Origin of the sequence: Mesorhizobium sp. Pch-S, assembly GCF_004136315.1 — a bacterium.
Lineage (GTDB): Bacteria > Pseudomonadota > Alphaproteobacteria > Rhizobiales > Rhizobiaceae > Mesorhizobium.
Genome location: NZ_CP029562.1, coordinates 4,600,395 through 4,620,007 on the forward strand (window position 1 = coordinate 4,600,395; position 19,613 = coordinate 4,620,007).

Genomic DNA, 19,613 nt, shown 5'->3' on the forward strand with positions numbered 1-19,613 from the left:
CGCGGTCATGCGGTTCCTCCAGCATTGAGCCAGCATGCGCTGGCGCCGGCGCCGGCCGGCAACAGGCCCGGCCGTTCCCGTGTGCAACGTGGGCCGGCTTCCCTGCAGCGTGGGTTGAACGCGCAACCCGGTGGAATGGCGTCGAGGCGCGGCATCGAGCCGTCGATCTGGTTGAGGCGTTCGACGCGGGCGCCGAGCGCCGGGATCGAGGCCATCAGCCCCCGCGTATAGGGATGCTTCGGGGCGCGCAGCACCTGTTCGACCGGCCCGATCTCGATGAGGCGGCCGGCATAAAGGACGGCGACACGATCTGCCGTCTCGGCAATGACACCCATGTCGTGGGTCACCAGCATCACCGCCGTGCCTTTCTCCTTGCAGAGCTTGCGCAGCAGGGATGTGATCTGCGCCTGGATAGACACGTCGAGGGCGGTGGTCGGCTCGTCGGCGATGATCAGCTTCGGCGAAGCAGCAAGCGCCAGCGCAATGACGACGCGCTGGCGCATGCCGCCGGAGAACTGATGTGGGTATTGGTTGACGCGTTCTTCGGGCGAGGGGATGCCGACATCCTTCAACAGCGATATCGCCCGCGCTCTCGCCTCGGCTTTACCCATGCCAATATGCTGCCGGATCGTTTCGGTCAGCTGTGCGCCGACGGTGAACAGTGGGTTGAGCGAGGTCAGCGGATCCTGGAAGATTGCGCCGATCTCGCGGCCGCGGATCTTCTCCATCTCGCGGTCGCCCAGATTGTCGATGCGGCGATCCGCCAGCCAGATCTCGCCTTCGGCGATGTGTCCCGGGCGTTCGAGCAGTCCCTGGATGGCCAAGCCGGTCATCGACTTGCCGGCACCGGATTCTCCGACGACGCCGAGGATTTCGCCGGGGCGGATTGAAAGGCTCACATCCGAGAGTGCGGTGGCAACGCCACGGCGACCGGGAAATTCGACCTTGAGGCCACGAACCTCGAGCACGGCTTGCTGGGTTTCAGCCATTGGCATCCACCTCGATGGGATAGCTTGGCGGGAAGATCTCCGAAACCGGCGGATGGCCCCAGCTGCGATCCGGATATTTGGCGATCAGGCCGTCATATTGCCGCTGGGCGCGTTCACGCGCGGCTTTCATGTCGATGCCGGCAACCTCGCCGAAACGCATGGATAGCCGCCCGTCGACGAACACGGCCTGCGTGACCTTGCCCGAACCGCCGGTGACCAGTGTGGTGATCGGATCCACCGACGGTGCCATCACCGCATCGTCGAGGCCGAAGACCGCGATGTCGGCGCGGGCGCCTGCCGTCAACCTGCCGAGATCGTCGCGACCGACAGCCTTCGCGCCACCCAGGGTCGCCGCATCGAACAGGTCGGCGGAGCGGACACGGTCCGAGGCCTTGTCGGCGATGCGGCAGGTGATGAGGCTGATCAGCAGGTTCATCAGCATGTCGGCTGGGGTGGTGTCGGTGCCCATCGCAATGTTGATGCCGCGCTCGCGGCATTTGGAGAACGAGTTCAGGATGCTGCCGCTGCGCGCCGACACCAGCGAGCAATGCACGATCGAGACGCCATGCTCGGCATAGAGGCCGAGATCTTCCTCGGTGGCGTTGGTGGCATGCGGCGCGATCAGCCGGTCGTTCAGCAGACCGGCCCGCGCCAACCAAACCGGAGCGGTGGTGCCGTGCAATTTGCGCACGGTGTCGACCTCCATCGAGCCCTGCGCCATATGCAGGCGGATCTTGCAGTCGAGCTCTGCGGCTGCGGCCTGGGTCTGCCGCAGCAGCTGTTTGGTGCAAGTCTCGACACGGTCTGGGGCCAGCATGCCGCGCACCAGGTCTCCGTGGCGGCCATTCTGCCGGCCGATATAGTCGACGGCGTCCCGAAGTCCGGCCAGGCCGCGCTGTTCATCGAACACCGGCACCATCTGGCCGGGGCCTTCCAGCACCATGCCGCCGGCGCGGTAGGCAGGGCTGAGATAGACCCTGAGGCCGAGGTCGCCGGCGGCATCTGCCGCCGCATCGAATTCGGCGACCGTTTCGCCCCATTCCCGGTAGAAGAGCGAGGCAATGGGTGCAGCCGTGGTGATGCCGTTGAGCAGCAGCTGCCCGAAGGCAAAGCGCTTCTGGAAGGCCAGCTCCTCCTGGCTGTACATTTCATAGGGGCCGGCTTCGACATAGGAGCGCGGCCACACCCGGCCCTTGGCCCAGCCTGGCTGGTTGTCGATGCCGAGGATGGTGGTGTCGAGGTCGGAAAGTGCATCGAGGTCGACAAAGCCCGGGCTGACCAGCGCATTGCCGAAATCGACCCGCCTTGCGACTTCGCCAGGGAACTTCGTGCCGACAAAAACGACTTCACCGCCGTCGATGACAACTTCGCCGTTCCGGATCAGCCGATGGCCGCCGTCGCGATGGCCAAGCACCCAGGCCGCGGTGATCAGCGTGCGGCCTTGCGGGCGCTTGCCGAGTGCGAGTGAATCCAGGATCTGTCGTGTCATGGCATGGCCACCATGGGCTGGCCGTTGCGTGCGGTGATGCGTCCGCCCTTGACAACGAGAGGACGTGGCGCGACGTCGACCACGGCATGGGCGAGGGTCTCGCCGGTCAGAAGTGTCAGATCGGCATTGCAGCCTTCTGCAAGGCCGTAGCCTTCGATGCGCATGACGTCGGCGCCACCCTGCGACACGATGTGCAGGACGTGCGCAAGATCCTTGTCGGAGCGCAGGCCGTTCTTCATGCCGACCACCTTGGCGCGGTCGAGCATGTCGGGCTGGCCCCAGGGACCCCATGTGTCGCGAATGCCGTCGCAGCCGGCGCCGACCCGGACACCGGCCTCCTTGAGGCGCATGATCGACGGCACGGTCGCCGACGGCGCGCCGGTGGTCAGGATGGCGACGTCGAGCTCGGCGATCTGTTCGATGAGCTGGCCGACGCGCAGATAGTCGTTCATGCCAAGCGCGAAGGCGTGGCTGATCGCCACCTTGCCCTGCATACCGTTGGCGCGGATGCGTTCGAACATCAGCTCCATGGTGAAGGCGCCGAGATCTCCGGTTTCATGCAAATGGATGTCGATGGGTTTCTGGTGCCTCACCGCCAGGGCGAAGAGGGCATCGAGCTGGCCCTTGGGATCGCGGTCGATGCCGCAGGGATCGATGCCGCCCAGCACTTCGCAGCCTTGCGCCAGCGCTTCGTCGAGCAGCTCCACCGTGCCCGGCATCACCATGACGCCCGACTGCGGGAAGGCGACGATCTCGATGTCAATGATGCCTTTCAGCTTCTCGCGGGTTTCCATGATGCCGTCGACGATCGAAAGCTTGTGCGTAGGATCGATGTCGACATGGCTGCGGACATGGGTCGCGCCATGCGCGGCGAGACCGATGGCGTGACGCATCGACTGCCGGTGCGGGTCGATGCCGATGGCGAGGCGGTTCTCGCGTTCGAAGTCGATCCGCTCGCGCAGCACGGCGCGCCGGTTGTTCTCATGCCAGGGCATGCCCCAGGTTGTCTTGTCGAGGTGGGTGTGTGCGTCGATCAGACCGGGAATGGCGATGGCACCGCCACCGTCCTCGACCGGCATGCCGGCGTCCGGTTCGAAATGACCGATCCCGGCAATGCGTCCGTCGCGGATCAGGAGATCGCTGGCGGCGCCCCCATAGGGGCGGACGTTGCGGAGCAGCAGGTTGGGCATGCACTTACCTCAGTTTCGGATTGAGTACGTCGCGCAGCCAGTCTCCCAGCACATTGACGACGACGACGAGCAGGCAGAGCTGGATCACCGGAAACAGGACAATCCACCACGAGCCGGAGAACAGGAACTGGTTGCCGATGCGGATCAGCGTGCCGAGCGATGGCTGGCCGGGCGGCATGCCGATGCCGAGGAACGAGAGCGTCGCTTCCGTCAGGATCGCCATGCCGAAATTCAGCGTGGCCGCAACCAGCACCGGGGTGAGTGTATTGGGCAGGATGTGGTGTGCTAGAATCCGGCGGGCCGGTACTTTCAGCAACCGTGCCGCCTGCACATATTCCTTGCTGCGCTCGACGATGGTCTGCGCGCGCACCGTGCGTGCATATTGCACCCATGACGATAGCGCGATGGCCAGCACCAGCACCGCTGATGCGCCGATTTCGCGCAGATCCGACGGCAGCAGCTGACGCACTACCGTCGAGACGAGGATGGCGATCAGGATTGTCGGGATCGACAGGGTGATGTCGCCGATACGCATCAGGATGTTCTCGATGAAGCCACCGAAGAAGCCGGCAACCAGGCCGGCGGTCATGCCGATCAGCAGGGAAAGCGCGACAGAGGCCAGGCCGATGACCATCGAGATGCGCGTGCCGTAGAGGATAGCCGACAGCATGTCGCGGCCCTGCGTGTCGGTGCCGAGCAGATAGGGCCATTCGCCGCTTTCCTGCCACACCGGAGGAAGCTCGGCCTTCCACATGTCCAATTGCGCGGCATCGTAGGGGTTCTGTGGGGCGAACAAGGGCGCGAACACCGCCGTCAGGATCAGGATGGCGAAGATCGCGGCAGCCAGCATGGCGGCTTTCGAATGCGTGAACGACCACCAGATATCGCTGTCACGCCAACGCTGCAGCGCGGAGGAAGGCTTTTGGGCGGCTGCTTTCGAGGTCTCGAGCGTCATCGAACGGTCTCCTCAGTGCGAGGCGCGCAGGCGTGGATCGATCACCGCATAGGTGATGTCGACCAGCGTGTTCAGCGCGACGAAGATGAAGGAGATGATGCACAGATAGGCCGCCATCACCGGGATATCGAGGAAGGTGACGGCCTGGATGAACAGCATGCCCATGCCCGGCCACTGGAAGACGGTTTCGGTAATCAGCGCGAAGGCGATCAGCGAACCGACATTCATGGCGGTCATCGTCACCACAGGCATCAGGCAGTTGCGCAGGGCGTGACGGAAATAGATGCGCCAGCGCGGAATACCGCGCGCCCGGGCGAATTTCACGTAGTCGGAGCGCAGCACCTCCAGCATCTCGGCGCGCACCAGCCGCATGATCAGCGTGATCTGGTAAAGCGACAGCGCGATGGCGGGCAGAATGAGTGCCGCGCGTCCTGAAGGCGTCAATAGGCCGGTCGACCACCAGCCGATCTGCACGACGTCGCCGCGCCCGAAAGACGGTGACCAGCCAAGAATGACTGAAAAGACAAGGATGAGCAGGATGCCGACCACGAAGCTCGGCAACGAGACGCCGATGATCGACAGGAATTGCAGGGATTCCGTGTACCATCGCCCTCGCTTGATGGCAGTCAGGACACCGAGGGGCAGGCCGACGATCAGGGAAATCAGCGTCGCCACCAGCACGAGTTCAAGCGTTGCCGGGAAACGTTCGCCGATCAGCGTCAGCACGTCCTGGCCGTTGCGGTAGGAAACGCCGAAGTCGCCGCGCGCAGCATTGGCGACAAAACGGACAAATTGTGTTGCGGTGCCATCGTTCAGGCCGAGCCGTTCGCGCAACGCATCGCGATCTTCCTGCGTCATCTGCTCACCGGCCATCATCTCGACCGGATCGCCGGCAAGGCGAAAGATCAGGAAGGCGAGCATGGCAACGGCGAGCATCACCATGATGGCGTTGGCGAGACGGCTTATCGTGAAGACCAGCATGGGGAACCTCGTCGGCCGACCGTTAGGGAATGCGCTTCAGAAGCGCAGCGAACCGCGGCGGACAACGGTCGTTGCCGATTGTTCGACGCGTGCTGGTCGGTCATGGAACATCCTCCCGATGTCGCGGCGACGATCTTGATGCCGTCGTTTGCGGCCTGGTATCGGATATTCAGGATGCCGGTCTTATTGTCAACTATTTTGTCGACAATTTTGTCTTCATTGGGCGACAGTCTGCAGAATGCCGGGCTTTGTGGACCTTCGATGGTGCCACGCAGCGCATTGTCGTCGGTGGAAAACCGCGTTTGGTGGGAGCATTGCACCCCATCCAGATACTCTGCATCGACAACATCCGGCCGGCCGATCGGGGTCGGCAGCAGCTCAATCCGCTTCGCGAAATGCTCCGGGCGATACGCCGCGCATGGATTTGAACAGCCGCGTGAGATGACTCTGGTCGGCAAATCCGGTCTCGAAGGCGATGTCGGCCAGCGGTTTGCCGGTGCGCATCAGGGTCGCGGCGGCGCGGATGCGGCAGTCGCGCAGATATTGGCCGGGCGTCATGCCGGCCACACGCTTGAAGTCGCGGATGACCTGGAAGCGGGTTACACCCGCCACCTCGGCGAGATTACCCAGCTCGAAGGTGCCGGCGAGGTCGGCCTCGATGAGGTCGCGGTAGCGCCGAAACCGCCTGGCTGCCTCGCTGTCGTCGGCCGAAGGATTGCGGCCGCCACGGTCCGCGAAACGTCGGGTCAACCCGCGCAAGGCCATCAGCATGGTCGTTTCCGCTTCCATGGCCCTGCCGGCGACGGCAAGGCGGTGGGCCTGCACGAAATCGTCGGCGAGGTCCGGGGCCACGAGAACGCCATGGCTGAACATCGGCAAATGGCCGAGCTCGAGATCTTCCGCGACTTCTCGCATCAGTTCGGCGCGGGGGTAGCAGGTGCGATAGGCCCAGCCGGCCTCGCAGCCTTTCTCACCATCATGCGGATCCTCGGGATTGACGACGATGATCGAACCGGCAGGCGCAAGATAAGACCGGCGGTTGATGCGCAGCTTCTCGGCGCCGGCAACCACGACGCCAAACACGTAGCTGTCGTGGGTGTGTAACGCATAGGCATGATCGCGGTAGCGGGCGGTCAGCAATTCGAGATCGCCGAGCCCCGCATGCCGTGTCAGTCGCGCTTCTTCGCGTTCCCTCGCCTCGCTCATCGATGGCAGCCTTCCGCAAACCCGCCTTGCGGTCAATCCTGTTCAAGACGGGTCCTGCGCCCGCATTTAGGATCGCAGTCATCCTGAGAAAAGTGAACCGCGAGACTATCCATGCCTGCCAACGACGGCGTCGCCGAAATCGCACCAGAGGTTATTGCCTGGCGCAAGCACATCCATGCCAATCCGGAACTCGGTTTTGCCGAACATGAAACCGCTGCCTTCGTTGCTGCAAAACTCAAGGCATTCGGCCTCGCCGTGCACACCGATGTCAGCCGGACCGCTGTCGTTGCGACGCTGACCAAAGGAAACGGCAGCAAGGCCATCGCGCTGCGCGCCGAGCTCGATGCACTGCCGATCGAAGAAATGGCCGATATCGACTATGCGTCGAAGAACAAGGGCGTCATGCATGCGTGCGGCCATGACGGCCATACCGCAATCCTGCTGGGCACAGCAAAACTGCTCGCCGAAAGCGAGGATTTCGATGGCACGGTCGTCTTCATCTTCCAGCCGGCGGAAGAGGTGGTGGGCGGCGGCAGGCAGATGATCGAGGATGGGGTGCTGGAGCGCTTCCCGGTCGGGAAGGTGTTTGCTATTCACAACTGGCCGGGTTTCCCGAAAGGCCAGATCGGCGTTTTGGCTGGTCCCCAGATGGCGGCGGTGGACGATTTCGAAATCCGCTTCCACGGCAGCGGTTGTCATGCGGCGATGCCGCATCTCGGCGACGATCCGGTGCTGGCGGCGGCCAGTTTCGTCACCGCGGTGCAGCGTGTGGTCAGCCGCAGTATCGACCCGCTTGCCGCTGCCGTTCTTTCGGTCACGCAGATCCATGGCGGGAGGTTCAACAATTTCGTGCCGACCGAGGCCAAGGTCGAAGGCACGTGCCGTTTCTACGACCCGGTTCTGTCGGACCATTGCGCTGAAGAGATCGAGCGGATCGCGCGAGCGGTCGCAGCCATGCATGGGGTGACGGCCGAGCTGAACTACAAGCGCGGTTATCCGCCGGTGGTCAACCCGGCGGCCGGCGCGGGACTGGCGGCGCTGGCCGCCCGGGACACGGTCGGCGCCGGGCGCGTCAGCACCGATTTCCAGCCCAGCATGGGCTGCGAAGACTTCGCCTTCCTGCTGCGCGGCGTCGGCGACGGTGCCTATGCCTGGATCGGCGCAGGCGATGTCGGCCCCGGCGAGGGGTTGCACGGCGATCGTTTTGTCTTCGACGACGATATCGTGCCGATCGGCATGCGTTACTTCCTGAATGTCGTGCACCGGGCGCTGCCATCCATGCGCTGACGTTCTGGCAGTTGCTGTCGGTAGTCCCGAGCAAAGGGCAACAAAACCCGCTTGCTGTCCGACAAGGGTCGTGGGCTTACTCACGACCCTTTCGTTCAATCGGATCCATTCATGGCCAAACGCATCATCATCGACTGCGATCCCGGGATCGACGACGCTTTTCTTATGGCCATGGCCGTTGCTTCCAGCGACATAGAAATCCTCGGAGTCACCACCACTTACGGCAATGTCGGGGTCGCCCACACCACGAACAACGCGCTGCGCGTGCTCGACTGGCTGGGCAGTGCCGTTCCCGTTTATGCCGGCGTCGACCGCGCCATCCTGAGCAACCGGGTCGATGCCGCCGCCTATCACGGCGAGAGCGGGCTCGAGGCGCCACAGATCGGCCAGCCGAAGCGCGGCGCCGAAGCCGAGAGTGCGATCCACTATCTCGTGCGGACGCTTGCCGGCTCGTCGGACAAGATCACGCTGGTGGCGTCCGGGCCGCTGACCAATCTGGCGATCGCGCTCAGGCTGCAGCCGTCGATTGCCGAAAAGATCGACCGGATCGTCTTCATGGGTGGCTCGACGGACTATGGCAATGACAGCCCGGCGGCCGAATTCAACCTGCTATGCGATCCGCACGCTGCCCAGATCGTGCTCGACAGTGGTATTCCGACAGTGATGTTCGGGCTGAACGTCACCCATCAGGTGATAGCGACACCGCGACATGTCGAGCGCATGCGCGCGCTCGGCAACAGGGCAGGGCGGGTCTTCGCCGACATGGCCGAGTTCTTCGCCAAGGTCTATCGGGAGCGCTATGGTTTTGAAGGGTCGGCATTGCATGACCCCTGTACCGTCGCCTGGCTGCTGCAGCCGGATATTTTCCAGACACGCACAATGCGGGTGGATGTCGAAACCAACAGCGGGCTGAGCTTCGGCCGCACCGTGCATGACATCTGGGGACTGGGCGGCAAGCCGGCCACCACCGAGGTTGCGATCAAGGCCGATGCCGATGGTTTCTTTGATCTGCTTTTGAGCTTGCTGGGCAAGCTTGACTAGAGGTTTGCGTTCTTCTCGGCGAGGCGTGCGAACACTCTGAATTCTGCGTCAATCCTGACGCAGAGCCGTGCATGTTTGCCGGAATTGTTCGGGCGTCGCCGGCAGGCGGCTCCGACGGCAATCGGCGCATACGACCGTCTTTTGTAATCTCTTGATCAAAAGATCGAATGATGTAATCTGCTCGCATAGTGCCAAGCGATCGTCGAAAATCGATCCGACGCCGGCAAGCGCGCAGAGCTGTGCCTGTCCAGAGATCGAGGTGGTTGTCCTGGCATCAATGGGAGGGAAATCGATGATCAAGAAACTGCTTCTGGCGGGTGCGGCTCTGGCCATGCTCGCTGCGCCTGCGCTTGCCGACACCACGCTGCGGTTCGTCCAGACAAACACCAGCGATGAATCGCTGGCCGTCCTCAACACGCTTATCAAGAAGTTCGAAGCGGAAAACCCGGGCGTGAAGGTCGAGCTGATCTCGATCCCCTGGGATAATTCCTTCGAGAAGTTCGCCACCATGATTGCCGCAGGCGATATTCCCGACGTGGCGGAAATGCCTGACAACTGGGTGGCCCTCTATGCCAATTCCGGGCACCTCGAGAGCCTTGAGCCCTATATCGAGAAGTGGGAGCACAAGGGTGATCTGAACCCGCGCGTCCTGGAACTGGCACGCAAGGTCAAGGACACGGCCTATGTGCTTCCTTACGGCCTTTTCGTGAAGTCGCTCTATTACAACAAGAAGCTGTTCGCCGAGGCGGGTGTTGCCGGACCGCCGAAGACGGTCGATGAATTCATGGATGCCGCCAAGAAAGTGTCGGCGCTTCCCGGCAAATATGGCTATTGCCTGCGCGGCGGCTCGGGCACTTTCAATGCCTGGGCGATGATGGGCGCCGCCACCAATGGCGACAACGCGTTCTTCGACAAGGACGGCAAGTCGACGCTCGACCAGCCGGGCTGGGTCGCCGGTTTCCAGAACCAGATCGACCTCTACAAGAATGGCTGGGCGCCGAAGGACAGCGTCAACTGGGGTTACAAAGAGACGGTCGCCGGCTTCTATACCGGCACCTGCGCCATGCTCGACCAGGATGCCGACGTGCTGGCGCCGACGTCCGAACACATGGCGCCCGACGATTTCGGTGTCGTGCCGATGCCGAAGGGCAAGGGCGGCAAGGCCTTCCCTGTGCTGAGCTATGGCTCGTGGGGTGTGATGTCGGCCAGCAAGAACAAGGATCTGGCCTGGAAGTTCCTGGCGATGATCGACAATCCGCAATCCGATCCGCTCTGGACGAAGGCCGTGGGAGCTCTGCCTATCTTCAAGAGTGCGGAAAAGGATCCGACCTATGCCGATCCGAAATACCGTGCCTGGTTCGATTCCCTCGACGACAAGGACATCGTGCCCACCGTTACGCCAGGTTATTTGCCGGAATACAGCCTCTTTGCTGGCTCGACGGCGGTGAAGCTCGCCCAGCAGGCGCTGCTTGGTCAGATCACAGCAGAGGATCTCGGCAAGCAATTCGCAGGTATCCTGACGAAGGCCCAGCAGAAATTCCTGGCGAAGTAACTGTGCTCACTGAGGCAGCGACGATGCCTGGCGCATCGTCGCTGCCCTGACAATCCGGGCCGAACATGACCGTATTCCATCTTTCCGCGGGCGCACGGCGGCGCCTCGCTGTGCTTGAGCCGTATCTCTACAGTGCCCCCGCACTGTTGCTGATCACGGTTACGACGCTGGTTCCGATCGTCATCGGCATTTCTTATGCCTTCCGCAATGTCATGCTGCTGGATCCGACATCGGGAGGGTTTGTCGGCCTCGACAATTTCCGTGACCTGATGCGCGACGGCAGCTTCTGGGGCGCGCTGAAGAACACGGTCACCTGGACGGTGAGCTGCGTTGCATTCCAGTTCGTCTTCGGGCTGATCCTGGCGCTGCTGCTCAATCGGCCTTTTCCCGGCCGGGGTATCATTCAGCCGATCGTCTTCCTGCCCTGGGCTATCCCGACCTTCCTCATCGGCATGAACTGGTCGTGGCTGTTCAACCCGGCGATCGGACCCTTGCCGCATTGGGCCTATGCGCTTGGCCTGATGGGCGCGCCGGACAACATCCTCTCCAATCCCCAGCATGCGCTGCTGGGGCCGATCATCGCCAGCATCTGGTGGGGCACGCCGTTCTTCGCGATCACGCTGCTGGCCGCGCTGCAGGCCATTCCGGGCGAGATCTATGAAGCTGCCGAGATCGATGGCGCTGGCAGTTTCGAGCGCTTCCGCTCGATCACGCTGCCTTTCCTGGCGCCGACCATTGTCGTCACAGTGATGCTGCGTACGATCTGGATCGCCAATTCGTCCGAACTCATCGTGGTGATGACCAAAGGCGGCCCGGCGGATTCCTCGCAGATCGTCGCCAGCTACGTCTTTACACAGGCCTATCAGGGGCTGAATTTCGGCTATGCCTCGGCGGTTGCGACGGCACTTGTGGCCCTGCTCCTCATTTATGCGCTTCTGCTGATATCGATCCGGCAGATGATGCTGAGCTCGAGGTAACGGCATCATGCGCGGCTCTTTTCAAATCCGGATGACGAAATGGGCACTGCACTACGGGGTGCTGCTCATCTATGTCCTGGTGGCGCTGTTTCCGCTGTACTGGCTCGTCAAGGTTTCGATTACGCCAAACGACATCCTCTACAAGCAAGGCACCGATCTGCTGCCTTCCAAAGTGAGCGTCGAACACTACGCGACGGTGATCGGCAAAAGCGACTTCCTGCTGTTCTTCCGCAATTCGATCATTGTTTCAGGCGTCACCGCGATCGCGTCGACCGTGCTTGCCACGGCGTCGGGTTACGCGTTTTCGCGCTTTGCCTTCAGGGGCAAGTTCTGGATCGTCGGCCTGATGCTGGTGACCCAGATGTTTCCGCTGGTCATCGTGATCACGCCGATCTTCAGCATTTTCGGCACGCTGGGGCTGACCAACAGCCTGACCGGCCTGATCATCATCTACACCGCCTTCAACATCCCTTTCGCCACCTTCCTGATGCAGTCCTTCTTCGACGGCATACCGAAAGACCTCGAGGAGGCGGCGATGATCGACGGCGCCACACGATTCAAGGCGTTCGTGCAGATCATCGCGCCGCTGACGCTGCCAGGTATCGTGGCGACGGCCGGCTTCTGCTTCACGGGTGCGTGGGGTGAAATCCTGTTCGCGCTGCTGCTCAATTCGTCGGCTTCGGCAAGCACCTTCCCGGTCGGCCTGCTGCTCTATTCGACGCGCGCCACGATCGAGTACGGGCCGATGATGGCGGCAGGCGTCCTGGCGCTCATCCCGGTCTGCATCTTCTTCTTCCTGATCCAGCGCTATCTCGTGCAGGGGCTGACGGCCGGCGCGGTGAAGGGCTGAAACGAAAGGGTGTTCGGCAAATGGCATCGATCGCTATCGACGGCGTGCGCAAGGACTATGGCGCGGTCCCAGTCCTCAAGGGGGTAGACCTGACGATCGAGTCGGGTGAATTCGTCGTCCTCGTCGGGCCGTCTGGTTGCGGCAAGTCGACGTTGCTGCGCATCATCGCCGGACTGGAGGATCTCAGCGCTGGCGAGATCCGCATCGGCGACATGCGGGTGAACGATCTGGCGCCGCGCGACCGCGACATCGCCATGGTGTTCCAGTCCTACGCGCTCTATCCGCATATGAGCGTGCGCGACAACATGAGCTACAGCCTGAAGCTCAAGCGCACGCCGGCCGAACGCATCGCCGAGGCGGTCAAACGGGCCGGCGACAAGCTGGGGCTGGAGGCGCTGCAGGACCGCAAGCCGCGTGCGCTGTCTGGCGGACAGCGCCAGCGTGTCGCCATGGGGCGGGCGATCGTACGCAACCCGAAGGCGTTCCTGTTCGACGAGCCGCTGTCCAATCTCGACGCGCGATTGCGTGAACAGATGCGTTTTGAGATCCGCAAGCTGCACCGCGATATCGGGGCGACGTCGGTCTATGTCACGCATGATCAGATCGAAGCCATGACCATGAGCGACCGCATCGTGGCGATGAATGGCGGCGTCATCCAGCAGGTCGGCGCCCCGCTTGAGCTCTACGACAATCCCGCCAACATCTTTGTCGCCGGATTCATCGGCTCTCCCGCCATGAATTTCATCAAGGTGCGCGCGCTGCGCCAGGACAAAGGTATCGGCCTGCAGGTTGGCGCTATCAACCTTTTTGCCATGCCGGCTCCCGACAGACTGCCGGACGATGGCGAGGTGATCGCCGGCATTCGGCCGGAGCGGATCGGGCTGTTTCCGGCCAGCGAAGCCGGTGTCGCGGCGACCGTCGAGCTTGTCGAGCCGACGGGCGTAGCCACGGTGGTGCATGTGAACATCGCAGGCCAGCAGCTCAAGCTTTTCACCACGGAGCGGCTGCAGCTTGCGGTTGGACAGCCCGTGTCGCTGGCGATCAAACCCGCCGACGTCTGCCTGTTCGACCCGGCTGATGGAGAACGGCTGCGCTTACCGAAATGACGTTGCGCAGCCGCAGATGATGTGAGGCAATTCCGCAGGCAAACAGCACCTTCCCAGAACTGCCCTGGAGTGCTCAATCGCGCTTGTTGAAGCGGAAGAACTCGACGCTGTAGCCGCCGGGATCGCGCATCAGGAAGGTAGAGACCATCTGCTCGGCAGCCTTGGCCGGATCGTAGTGAACGACGATCTCGGCGCCGCTTTGCTGCATGCGTTCGTACCAGGCTTCGAGTTCCGGTGTTTCCATGCTGACCATCACCGCCTTGGCGTCGGATGCCTTGTGGTGTCCCTTCGCCTCGTCGACGAGGCCGACATAAGAATGGGCGGTGATGCGGAAGAACTTGACCCAGCCCTTGTCGAAGGTCTTCTCGAAGCCCAGCTGCTCGCCATAAAAATGCTCAGGCGCGGCGAGGTCCTTGTAGTAAAGGAAGGTCACCTGCGCGTTGACCGGCAGTGTTCCCGACTCTGTCTGTGTGTCCATTGCTTTTCCCCTCCGTGAATTCAGGCTTGGTGTCGAACCGCGCGATGTGCTCAGTGGCGCCTAAGCGCCGTCATCTCCAGCTCGACCTTGATCTCTTCGGCCGGAAAACCGCAGATGATGGTGGTGTTGGTCGGGCGAGGCGCGGCGAATGTCTCGCCCAGGATCTTCGACACTGCCATCACGTCGGCGCGGTCGGCCAGATAGACGCGCACACGCACCACATCGGCAAAAGTGGCCCCGGCTTCCGCGAGTGCTGCCGAAATAACGGCCAACGCGCGTCGTGCCTGCTGAGCGGTATCAGGTGAGAAGCTGCCATCAGCCTCGGAACCGGCGGTGGCCGAGGTGAAGACCCATTCATCGTCGACAACGGCACGGGAATAACCGGCCAACTCCTCGAATTTCGATCCGGATGAAATCGCTCGTCTTTCGGACATCGTCGTGCTCGTTGATTAATTGATCAAATTTCTTCGTAGGCCAGCCCGATATGGGCACGCTGGTGTGATTTCAGGATTGATCTTCCGCTGTCAGTTCACGCAGCAGGTCACGCGTCGCTTTGATGTCGGCGATGATGGCCATGCGGGCCGCATCCAAATTCCTGGCCTTGAGTGCGGCAATCATCTCGTGATGGTGCACGGAATAGGTGCCGCTGTCGTCGGACTTCAGCAGGGGTTCGATATGGCGCGTCAACAGTCGCATGTAGGGGCCGAAGCGCAGCCACAGGGTTTCGATGAGCTGGATAAGCACTTCCGACTGCGATGCGCCATAGAGATGGAAATGAAATTCCTGGTTCTTGCCGAGCATGGCATAGACACTGTCGGTTCGTCCGATCGTTTCGTGCTCGTGGATGATGCCTTCCAGCTGAACGATGTCGCGTGCGGTGATGTTGGGTACAGCCAGTTCAGTCGCCAGGCTCTCGACGGCGATGCGGGCGCGGCACAGATCGTCGAGTCTTGCACGGCTGGTGGCGGGAATGCGCGCTGAACCGTTTGCCGCTACCTCGAGCGCATTTTCAGCGGCGAGCCGACGCAAGGCCTCCCGCACCGGCATATGGCTGGTGCCGAAGGAATCCGACAGCGATGCGATCGTCAGCGTCTGGCCCGGGTCGAAACGGCCTGTCATCAGGGCATGCCTGAGCTGCCGGTAGACCCCATCCTGGATGGTGCTGCGCGACGCTATCGGTGCAAAGACGTCGACTGCCACGATATGATCCCTTGCTGGAAGGACGGTTGCGGCTGGATCGCTCCAAGCCTTCAACTGTCGTAGTCATCCTTGATGCCGGAGACAAGAGCACGGCATTGCTGGCTCAACTCGGGCATGGCTTGCTCCGTTTGCGATCCGGGCGGCACCGCCTGATACCATCGGCGGGGCTGCTCATAACGTCTTGTGTGGCCAGCCTTCCGCCCGCATCTCCAGCACTTCGACCGTGTAGCCGTCAGGGTCGGTGACATAGAGGATGTAGATGCCGAATTCCGGCTTGAAGATGGGTGGGCCCTTGGTTTCGATGCCGATGTCGACGAGGCGTTTCGACCAGGCATCGACATCGGAAGAGACAAGGGTGATGGCTCCCATGCGTGGCTGGTTCGCCGGCAACTCGCCGGTGACGAAACCGAAGAAGCTCTCGCCGGTGGCCTGCAGGATCAGCACCTTGCCTTCGCGCTCGAAGACAAGACGCAAGCCGAAAGCCCGTTCGTAGAAATCTCTGGTGCGCCGGAGATCGCTGACGCGAAAGAAGCTGATCGTCTGCTCGATCGGTGGGTGGGTTTGAGCGGTGAGTGTCATGGTGGAGCGGTTCGCCAGGCGGTTCGGATATATCAATGGAAAGATCGAAAGATTGCATCATTCGATCTTTTGATCAAGAAACGATTCATACTTTGGAACTGGTCGCGGATAGTCGGCTGTCACCCTGACGAGGTGGACAGGGCGCGACAGCTTATTATAGTCCGCATCCATGAGCCTGTTGCTGGGGAGGAGCGGGTCATGAGCGTTGTGATGAGGGACATCACGTCCGACGAAATCCGCCTGTATGGCGATATCGTCGCGCGACTGGAACGTATCGGCCCGGGGGCCGACGCGCGCGGCGACGTGCTGTCGGATATCATTCGCCTGACGCGCTCGGATTTCGGCGCTTCTTACGTCTGGAACGACGGCAAGGGTGTTTTCGAGCGTTCGCGCGCCTACCGGATGAGTGAAGACAATCTCAGGGCCTATGACGACTGGTTCCAGTTCCACGACCCGATGACACAGCAGTTGCGTGCGCGAAAGCGGGCGACGCCCGTCGAGCTCGTCATTCCGCACCGCCGGCTCGAGCACACGGAATTCTTCAACGACTTCCTGTCCCGCGACGGCATGCACCATGGCATCAACCTGTTCGTCTTCGACAATGGCAAGGACCTCGGTGACCTGCGCATCTGGCGCGCCAAGAAGCGGCCGGAGTTCGAGGAACGCGACGTGGTGCTGCTCGACATGCTGGAACCGTTCCTGCGGCGCGCGCTGCTGCGGGCTTCGCTGCATGGCGATGACCTGACGCCGCGCGAGCGTGACGTTGCGGTTCTGGTGGCGCGCGGCTGCACCGATCGCGACATCGCCCGCCTGCTCGGCATCGGCTTTGCCACTGTGCGGACGCATCTTTCGCGTGCCATGGAAAAGCGCGGTTGTGCCAATCGCGCGGAACTGGCCGCCACCGTTTCCCGCTCCGACAACTGACCAGGGTGCATCCGCATTTCTGCTGATACCCGTGCTGGGCTCGCGCCTCTAGCATCCGCTTTGCCTGATTGGGTGAGGAGGACTGGATGGCTGAATTGCATGAGCTCGGCGTTGCGGCTGCGGCGACAGCCATTCGCAACGGCGAGGTGAGTGCCGAACGTCTCGTCCAGACTTTCCTCGATCGTAGCGCTGCCCATGTTCATCTGAACGCCTTCGTCTCGATCGATGCGGATACTTCGCTTGAAGCCGCTCGCGCAGTGGATCGCGCGCGCCGCGGCGGCGAGACACTCGGGCCACTTGCCGGCGTGCCGCTCGGCATGAAGGACAACATCGACATTGCTGGCCAGGAATGCAGCGCCGGCACGCCCGGCCTTGCCGGCCACCGACCGAAGAAAGACGCGCCGGTCGCTGCAGCGCTGCGCGGTGCCGGGGCTGTCTTTCTCGGCCGAACCGGCATGCATGAGCTGGCCTTCGGCATCACCAACAACAACGCGTTCTCCGGCGCGATCCGCAATCCCTATGATCCCCTGATGATTCCAGGCGGGTCATCGGGCGGTGCCGGTGCCTCCTGTGCGGCACGCCTAACCCCAGGTGGCATCGGCACCGACACCGGAGGTTCGGTGCGTGTGCCGGCCGCTCTGTGCGGCATCGCTTCCTTGCGTCCATCTGCGGGTCGATGGCCTGCGGGCCACATCGTGCCAATCTCATCGACCCGTGACACGCCGGGCCCGATGGCGCGTTGCGTCGCCGATCTCGAGTTGATGGATCGGGTCGTCATCGGCAGCACTGGCATGCTGTCCGCACGACCATTGGATGGGCTGCGGCTTGGCGTGCCGCGCGGCTATTTCTGGGAAGATCTCGACTGCGAGACCGAGCGCCTCTGCCTGGAAGCGCTGACTTTGCTGAGGGTCGCCGGCGTGACGCTGGTGGAGGCCGACATTGCTGACCTTGCCGCGCTCAACGCGGCCGCCAGCATCATTGCCTTCTATGAACCTGGCCGGGATATCGCTGCTTATCTCGAGGAAAGCGGCGCGTCTGCACGATTTGCCGATATCGTCGAAAAGGCTGCCAGCCCGGATGTGCAAGGCATCATGCGCTTTATCAGCGATCCGGCCACCATGGTTCCGCAGGCTCTCTATCGGGAAGCGATGGATGTTCATCGGCCACGCCTGATCAAGGCCTATCGCGATCATTTCGCCGCTCATGGCATCGATGCGCTGGTCTTCCCGACGACACCGCTGCCCGCCCGTCCGATCGGCGAGGATGTCGACGTCGAGTTGAACGGTCGGCGGGTGCCGACCTTCCAGACCTTCATCCGCAACACCGATCCGGGGAGCGTTGCCGGGTTGCCGGGCATCAACCTGCCTGTTGGGCTGACGGGGCGAGGGTTGCCTGTGGGGCTGGCCTTGGACGGGCTGCCCGGTGACGACCGGGCGCTGCTGTCAATCGCGGCTACGATCGAAGCGCTGTTTCCGGCTCTTCCTGCGCCGAAGCTCGATCCGGCGAACATCCAGCACGGACAACGATAAGCAACAAGGGGAGGAACGACATGCCATCATTCATGACCATCGACCGCCGCACCATGCTGGCCGGCATGGCCGGTGCGCTGGCCGCCGGCATTGCGCCGGGCACTTTGCGCCGCGCCATCGCGGCAGAGGGTGAATTCAAGATCGGACTGCTGATCCCGCTGTCCGGGCCTGCCGCGCTGTTCGGTCCGTCGAACCAGGGCTGCGCGGAACTGGCCGCGGACGAAGCCAATGCGGCTGGAGGGGTTCTTGGCCGCAAGATCAAGCTGATTCCAACCGATGCAGGGGCTGCTCCGCCGAAGTGGCGAAATCGGTCGTGCGCCTGATGCTGGAGGAAAAGGTCGACCTCGTGATCGGCTCACATGACAGCGCCGTGCGCCAGGCGGTCGAGGCCACCGTCAAGGGCAAGGTTCCCTACATCTACACGCCGGTCTATGAGGGCGGCGACTGCACAGCCAATCTGTATTGTCTCGGCGAAACGCCGCCGCAGCAGATCAAGCCGTCGATCGAGTTCATGATGAAGGAGAAGGGCGCCAAGTCCTTCTATCTGATCGGCAACGACTATGTCTGGGCCCGCAATTCCAACGAAGCCGCCAAATCATACATCGCTGCCGGTGGCGGCACGATCGCCGGGGAAGAATATGTACCGCTTGGCGCGCCCAACCGTTTCGAAGAGATCGTCACGCGTATCAAGGGCGCGAAACCCGATGTCGTGCTGATCACGGTGATCGGGGCCGACAACGTCAATTTCAACCGGGCCTTTGCTTCTTTCGGTCTCGACAAGGACATCACACGCCTGGCCTTTTTGCTGGAGGAAAACACGCTGCAGGGCATCGGCGCCGAAAGCAGCGGCAATCTCTATTCCTGCATGGCTTACTTCGCCAATGTCGGCTCCGAGGCCAACCAGAAGTTCAAGGCGGCGATGAAGGCGAAGTTCGGCGACAAGGTGCCACAGCTGTCGACGCTCGGCGCCGACGCCTATGCCGGCGTGCACTGTGCCAAGGCGCTTGTCGACAAGGCGGGCTCGACGGAAGCGGCCGCTGTTGCTGCGGCTTCGCAAGGGCTCACCTTCGCCACCGCCGGCGGCACCGCGACGATGACGGGACGCCATGTCGACAAGGACATGTATCTCGCAATGTGCAAGGGCGCCGAGTTCGAGGTGGTCAAGACCTTCGAGAAGGTCGCCAGCGGCCAGTCCTGTCCGGTGTGAGCTGCCGGCAGAACCAGAGCAATTCCAGCAACAGTGTGAGCGGTTTTGTGTCCGGATTTGCACAAAAACGACG

General features: G+C 62.4%; 22 protein-coding genes. 11 read left to right on the forward strand and 11 right to left on the reverse strand.

All coding sequences use genetic code 11. The annotated features are described in order from the left end of the window. Positions 1 to 5: 5 nt before the first annotated feature. Genes C1M53_RS21555 through C1M53_RS21575 form a run of 5 tightly spaced genes read right to left on the reverse strand, consistent with a single transcriptional unit; the run spans position 6 to position 5,604 of the window. Entirely contained in the window at positions 6 to 989 is a 984-nt protein-coding gene (locus C1M53_RS21555) for an ABC transporter ATP-binding protein (RefSeq protein ID WP_129414091.1), read from the reverse strand. Further along, positions 982 to 2,478 carry an amidohydrolase family protein gene (locus C1M53_RS21560; protein ID WP_129414092.1) on the reverse strand — a complete coding sequence of 499 codons (1,497 nt, stop codon included), beginning with the start codon at positions 2,476 to 2,478 and terminating at the stop codon, positions 982 to 984. Before C1M53_RS21560 ends, C1M53_RS21555 begins: the two co-directional genes overlap by 8 nt. Next, positions 2,475 to 3,668 (reverse strand): amidohydrolase family protein, encoded by a 1,194-nt coding sequence (locus C1M53_RS21565; RefSeq protein WP_129414093.1) that lies wholly within the window; start codon positions 3,666 to 3,668, stop codon positions 2,475 to 2,477. Before C1M53_RS21565 ends, C1M53_RS21560 begins: the two co-directional genes overlap by 4 nt. Before the next feature lie 4 nt (positions 3,669 to 3,672). Then, a complete protein-coding gene (locus tag C1M53_RS21570; protein ID WP_129414094.1) occupies positions 3,673 to 4,623 on the reverse strand; it encodes an ABC transporter permease in 951 nt (316 codons plus the stop codon). Positions 4,624 to 4,635: 12 nt separating this feature from the next. Further along, positions 4,636 to 5,604 carry an ABC transporter permease gene (locus tag C1M53_RS21575; RefSeq protein ID WP_129414095.1) on the reverse strand — a complete coding sequence of 323 codons (969 nt, stop codon included), beginning with the start codon at positions 5,602 to 5,604 and terminating at the stop codon, positions 4,636 to 4,638. 71 nt (positions 5,605 to 5,675) lie between these two features. Here C1M53_RS21575 and C1M53_RS21580 point away from each other — a divergent pair, with 71 nt between their 5' ends. Next, on the forward strand, positions 5,676 to 6,032 hold the full coding sequence (locus C1M53_RS21580; protein WP_129414096.1) for a hypothetical protein: 357 nt from the start codon (positions 5,676 to 5,678) through the stop codon (positions 6,030 to 6,032). Here the strand turns inward: C1M53_RS21580 and C1M53_RS21585 are convergent. Continuing rightward, a complete protein-coding gene (locus C1M53_RS21585) occupies positions 5,983 to 6,810 on the reverse strand; it encodes an AraC family transcriptional regulator (RefSeq protein WP_129414097.1) in 828 nt (275 codons plus the stop codon). The genes C1M53_RS21580 and C1M53_RS21585 overlap by 50 nt on opposite strands. A 111-nt stretch (positions 6,811 to 6,921) precedes the next feature. Here C1M53_RS21585 and C1M53_RS21590 point away from each other — a divergent pair, with 111 nt between their 5' ends. Further along, on the forward strand, positions 6,922 to 8,097 hold the full coding sequence (locus C1M53_RS21590) for an amidohydrolase (RefSeq protein ID WP_129414098.1): 1,176 nt from the start codon (positions 6,922 to 6,924) through the stop codon (positions 8,095 to 8,097). A gap of 111 nt (positions 8,098 to 8,208) precedes the next feature. Continuing rightward, positions 8,209 to 9,138, forward strand: a complete 930-nt coding sequence (locus C1M53_RS21595; RefSeq protein ID WP_129414099.1) for a nucleoside hydrolase — start codon at positions 8,209 to 8,211, stop codon at positions 9,136 to 9,138. Between the two features lie 48 nt (positions 9,139 to 9,186). Here C1M53_RS21595 and C1M53_RS21600 read toward each other — a convergent pair whose 3' ends face one another. Further along, positions 9,187 to 9,438 (reverse strand): hypothetical protein, encoded by a 252-nt coding sequence (locus C1M53_RS21600; RefSeq protein ID WP_129414100.1) that lies wholly within the window; start codon positions 9,436 to 9,438, stop codon positions 9,187 to 9,189. Here C1M53_RS21600 and C1M53_RS21605 point away from each other — a divergent pair. The 4 genes from C1M53_RS21605 to ugpC all read left to right on the forward strand — a co-directional run bounded on the left by C1M53_RS21605 (position 9,434) and on the right by ugpC (position 13,623). Continuing rightward, positions 9,434 to 10,690 (forward strand): sugar ABC transporter substrate-binding protein, encoded by a 1,257-nt coding sequence (locus C1M53_RS21605; protein ID WP_129416303.1) that lies wholly within the window; start codon positions 9,434 to 9,436, stop codon positions 10,688 to 10,690. The two genes, C1M53_RS21600 and C1M53_RS21605, sit on opposite strands and share 5 nt — an antisense overlap. 65 nt (positions 10,691 to 10,755) lie before the next feature. After that, positions 10,756 to 11,667, forward strand: a complete 912-nt coding sequence (locus tag C1M53_RS21610; RefSeq protein ID WP_129414101.1) for a sugar ABC transporter permease — start codon at positions 10,756 to 10,758, stop codon at positions 11,665 to 11,667. 31 nt (positions 11,668 to 11,698) lie between these two features. Continuing rightward, positions 11,699 to 12,517 (forward strand): carbohydrate ABC transporter permease, encoded by an 819-nt coding sequence (locus tag C1M53_RS21615; protein WP_129414102.1) that lies wholly within the window; start codon positions 11,699 to 11,701, stop codon positions 12,515 to 12,517. Between the two features lie 20 nt (positions 12,518 to 12,537). Further along, the gene (gene ugpC, locus C1M53_RS21620; RefSeq protein ID WP_129414103.1) at positions 12,538 to 13,623 is read left to right on the forward strand and encodes a sn-glycerol-3-phosphate ABC transporter ATP-binding protein UgpC; all 1,086 of its coding nucleotides are present in this window, start codon (positions 12,538 to 12,540) and stop codon (positions 13,621 to 13,623) included. A 73-nt stretch (positions 13,624 to 13,696) separates the two neighbouring features. On the opposite strand, the gene C1M53_RS21625 is transcribed toward ugpC, so the two are convergent. The 4 genes from C1M53_RS21625 to C1M53_RS21640 all read right to left on the reverse strand — a co-directional run bounded on the left by C1M53_RS21625 (position 13,697) and on the right by C1M53_RS21640 (position 15,880). Further along, on the reverse strand, positions 13,697 to 14,101 hold the full coding sequence (locus C1M53_RS21625; RefSeq protein ID WP_129414104.1) for a VOC family protein: 405 nt from the start codon (positions 14,099 to 14,101) through the stop codon (positions 13,697 to 13,699). Between the two features lie 50 nt (positions 14,102 to 14,151). Then, positions 14,152 to 14,535: a RidA family protein gene (locus tag C1M53_RS21630; protein ID WP_129414105.1), complete on the reverse strand. Its 384-nt coding sequence runs from the start codon at positions 14,533 to 14,535 to the stop codon at positions 14,152 to 14,154. Positions 14,536 to 14,605: 70 nt separating this feature from the next. Next, entirely contained in the window at positions 14,606 to 15,301 is a 696-nt protein-coding gene (locus tag C1M53_RS21635; protein ID WP_129414106.1) for a GntR family transcriptional regulator, read from the reverse strand. 171 nt (positions 15,302 to 15,472) lie between these two features. After that, positions 15,473 to 15,880 (reverse strand): VOC family protein, encoded by a 408-nt coding sequence (locus C1M53_RS21640; RefSeq protein WP_129414107.1) that lies wholly within the window; start codon positions 15,878 to 15,880, stop codon positions 15,473 to 15,475. 198 nt (positions 15,881 to 16,078) lie between these two features. Between C1M53_RS21640 and C1M53_RS21645 the strand changes: the two genes are divergently transcribed. The 4 genes from C1M53_RS21645 to C1M53_RS21655 all read left to right on the forward strand — a co-directional run bounded on the left by C1M53_RS21645 (position 16,079) and on the right by C1M53_RS21655 (position 19,540). Beyond that, a complete protein-coding gene (locus C1M53_RS21645) occupies positions 16,079 to 16,804 on the forward strand; it encodes a helix-turn-helix transcriptional regulator (RefSeq protein ID WP_129414108.1) in 726 nt (241 codons plus the stop codon). Positions 16,805 to 16,890: 86 nt separating this feature from the next. Continuing rightward, complete coding sequence (iaaH, locus tag C1M53_RS21650; protein ID WP_129414109.1) at positions 16,891 to 18,333, forward strand: indoleacetamide hydrolase; 1,443 nt, start codon at positions 16,891 to 16,893, stop codon at positions 18,331 to 18,333. Positions 18,334 to 18,353: 20 nt separating this feature from the next. Next, positions 18,354 to 18,656 (forward strand): ABC transporter substrate-binding protein, encoded by a 303-nt coding sequence (locus tag C1M53_RS32545; protein WP_348630002.1) that lies wholly within the window; start codon positions 18,354 to 18,356, stop codon positions 18,654 to 18,656. Further along, positions 18,632 to 19,540: a substrate-binding domain-containing protein gene (locus tag C1M53_RS21655; protein ID WP_348630003.1), complete on the forward strand. Its 909-nt coding sequence runs from the start codon at positions 18,632 to 18,634 to the stop codon at positions 19,538 to 19,540. Before C1M53_RS32545 ends, C1M53_RS21655 begins: the two co-directional genes overlap by 25 nt. The last annotated feature ends 73 nt before the right edge of the window (positions 19,541 to 19,613 follow it).

Bases quoted from the DNA above. Each gene is read 5' to 3' on its own strand.
- C1M53_RS21555 (WP_129414091.1), bottom strand. From the start codon at position 989: ATGGCTGAAACCCAGCAAGCCGTGCTCGAGGTTCGTGGCCTCAAGGTC.
- C1M53_RS21560 (WP_129414092.1), bottom strand. From the start codon at position 2,478: ATGACACGACAGATCCTGGATTCACTCGCACTCGGCAAGCGCCCGCAA.
- C1M53_RS21565 (WP_129414093.1), bottom strand. From the start codon at position 3,668: ATGCCCAACCTGCTGCTCCGCAACGTCCGCCCCTATGGGGGCGCCGCC.
- C1M53_RS21570 (WP_129414094.1), bottom strand. From the start codon at position 4,623: ATGACGCTCGAGACCTCGAAAGCAGCCGCCCAAAAGCCTTCCTCCGCG.
- C1M53_RS21575 (WP_129414095.1), bottom strand. From the start codon at position 5,604: ATGCTGGTCTTCACGATAAGCCGTCTCGCCAACGCCATCATGGTGATG.
- C1M53_RS21585 (WP_129414097.1), bottom strand. From the start codon at position 6,810: ATGAGCGAGGCGAGGGAACGCGAAGAAGCGCGACTGACACGGCATGCG.
- C1M53_RS21590 (WP_129414098.1), top strand. From the start codon at position 6,922: ATGCCTGCCAACGACGGCGTCGCCGAAATCGCACCAGAGGTTATTGCC.
- C1M53_RS21595 (WP_129414099.1), top strand. From the start codon at position 8,209: ATGGCCAAACGCATCATCATCGACTGCGATCCCGGGATCGACGACGCT.
- C1M53_RS21610 (WP_129414101.1), top strand. From the start codon at position 10,756: ATGACCGTATTCCATCTTTCCGCGGGCGCACGGCGGCGCCTCGCTGTG.
- C1M53_RS21615 (WP_129414102.1), top strand. From the start codon at position 11,699: ATGACGAAATGGGCACTGCACTACGGGGTGCTGCTCATCTATGTCCTG.
- ugpC (WP_129414103.1), top strand. From the start codon at position 12,538: ATGGCATCGATCGCTATCGACGGCGTGCGCAAGGACTATGGCGCGGTC.
- C1M53_RS21625 (WP_129414104.1), bottom strand. From the start codon at position 14,101: ATGGACACACAGACAGAGTCGGGAACACTGCCGGTCAACGCGCAGGTG.
- C1M53_RS21630 (WP_129414105.1), bottom strand. From the start codon at position 14,535: ATGTCCGAAAGACGAGCGATTTCATCCGGATCGAAATTCGAGGAGTTG.
- C1M53_RS21640 (WP_129414107.1), bottom strand. From the start codon at position 15,880: ATGACACTCACCGCTCAAACCCACCCACCGATCGAGCAGACGATCAGC.
- C1M53_RS21645 (WP_129414108.1), top strand. From the start codon at position 16,079: ATGAGCGTTGTGATGAGGGACATCACGTCCGACGAAATCCGCCTGTAT.
- iaaH (WP_129414109.1), top strand. From the start codon at position 16,891: ATGGCTGAATTGCATGAGCTCGGCGTTGCGGCTGCGGCGACAGCCATT.
- C1M53_RS32545 (WP_348630002.1), top strand. From the start codon at position 18,354: ATGCCATCATTCATGACCATCGACCGCCGCACCATGCTGGCCGGCATG.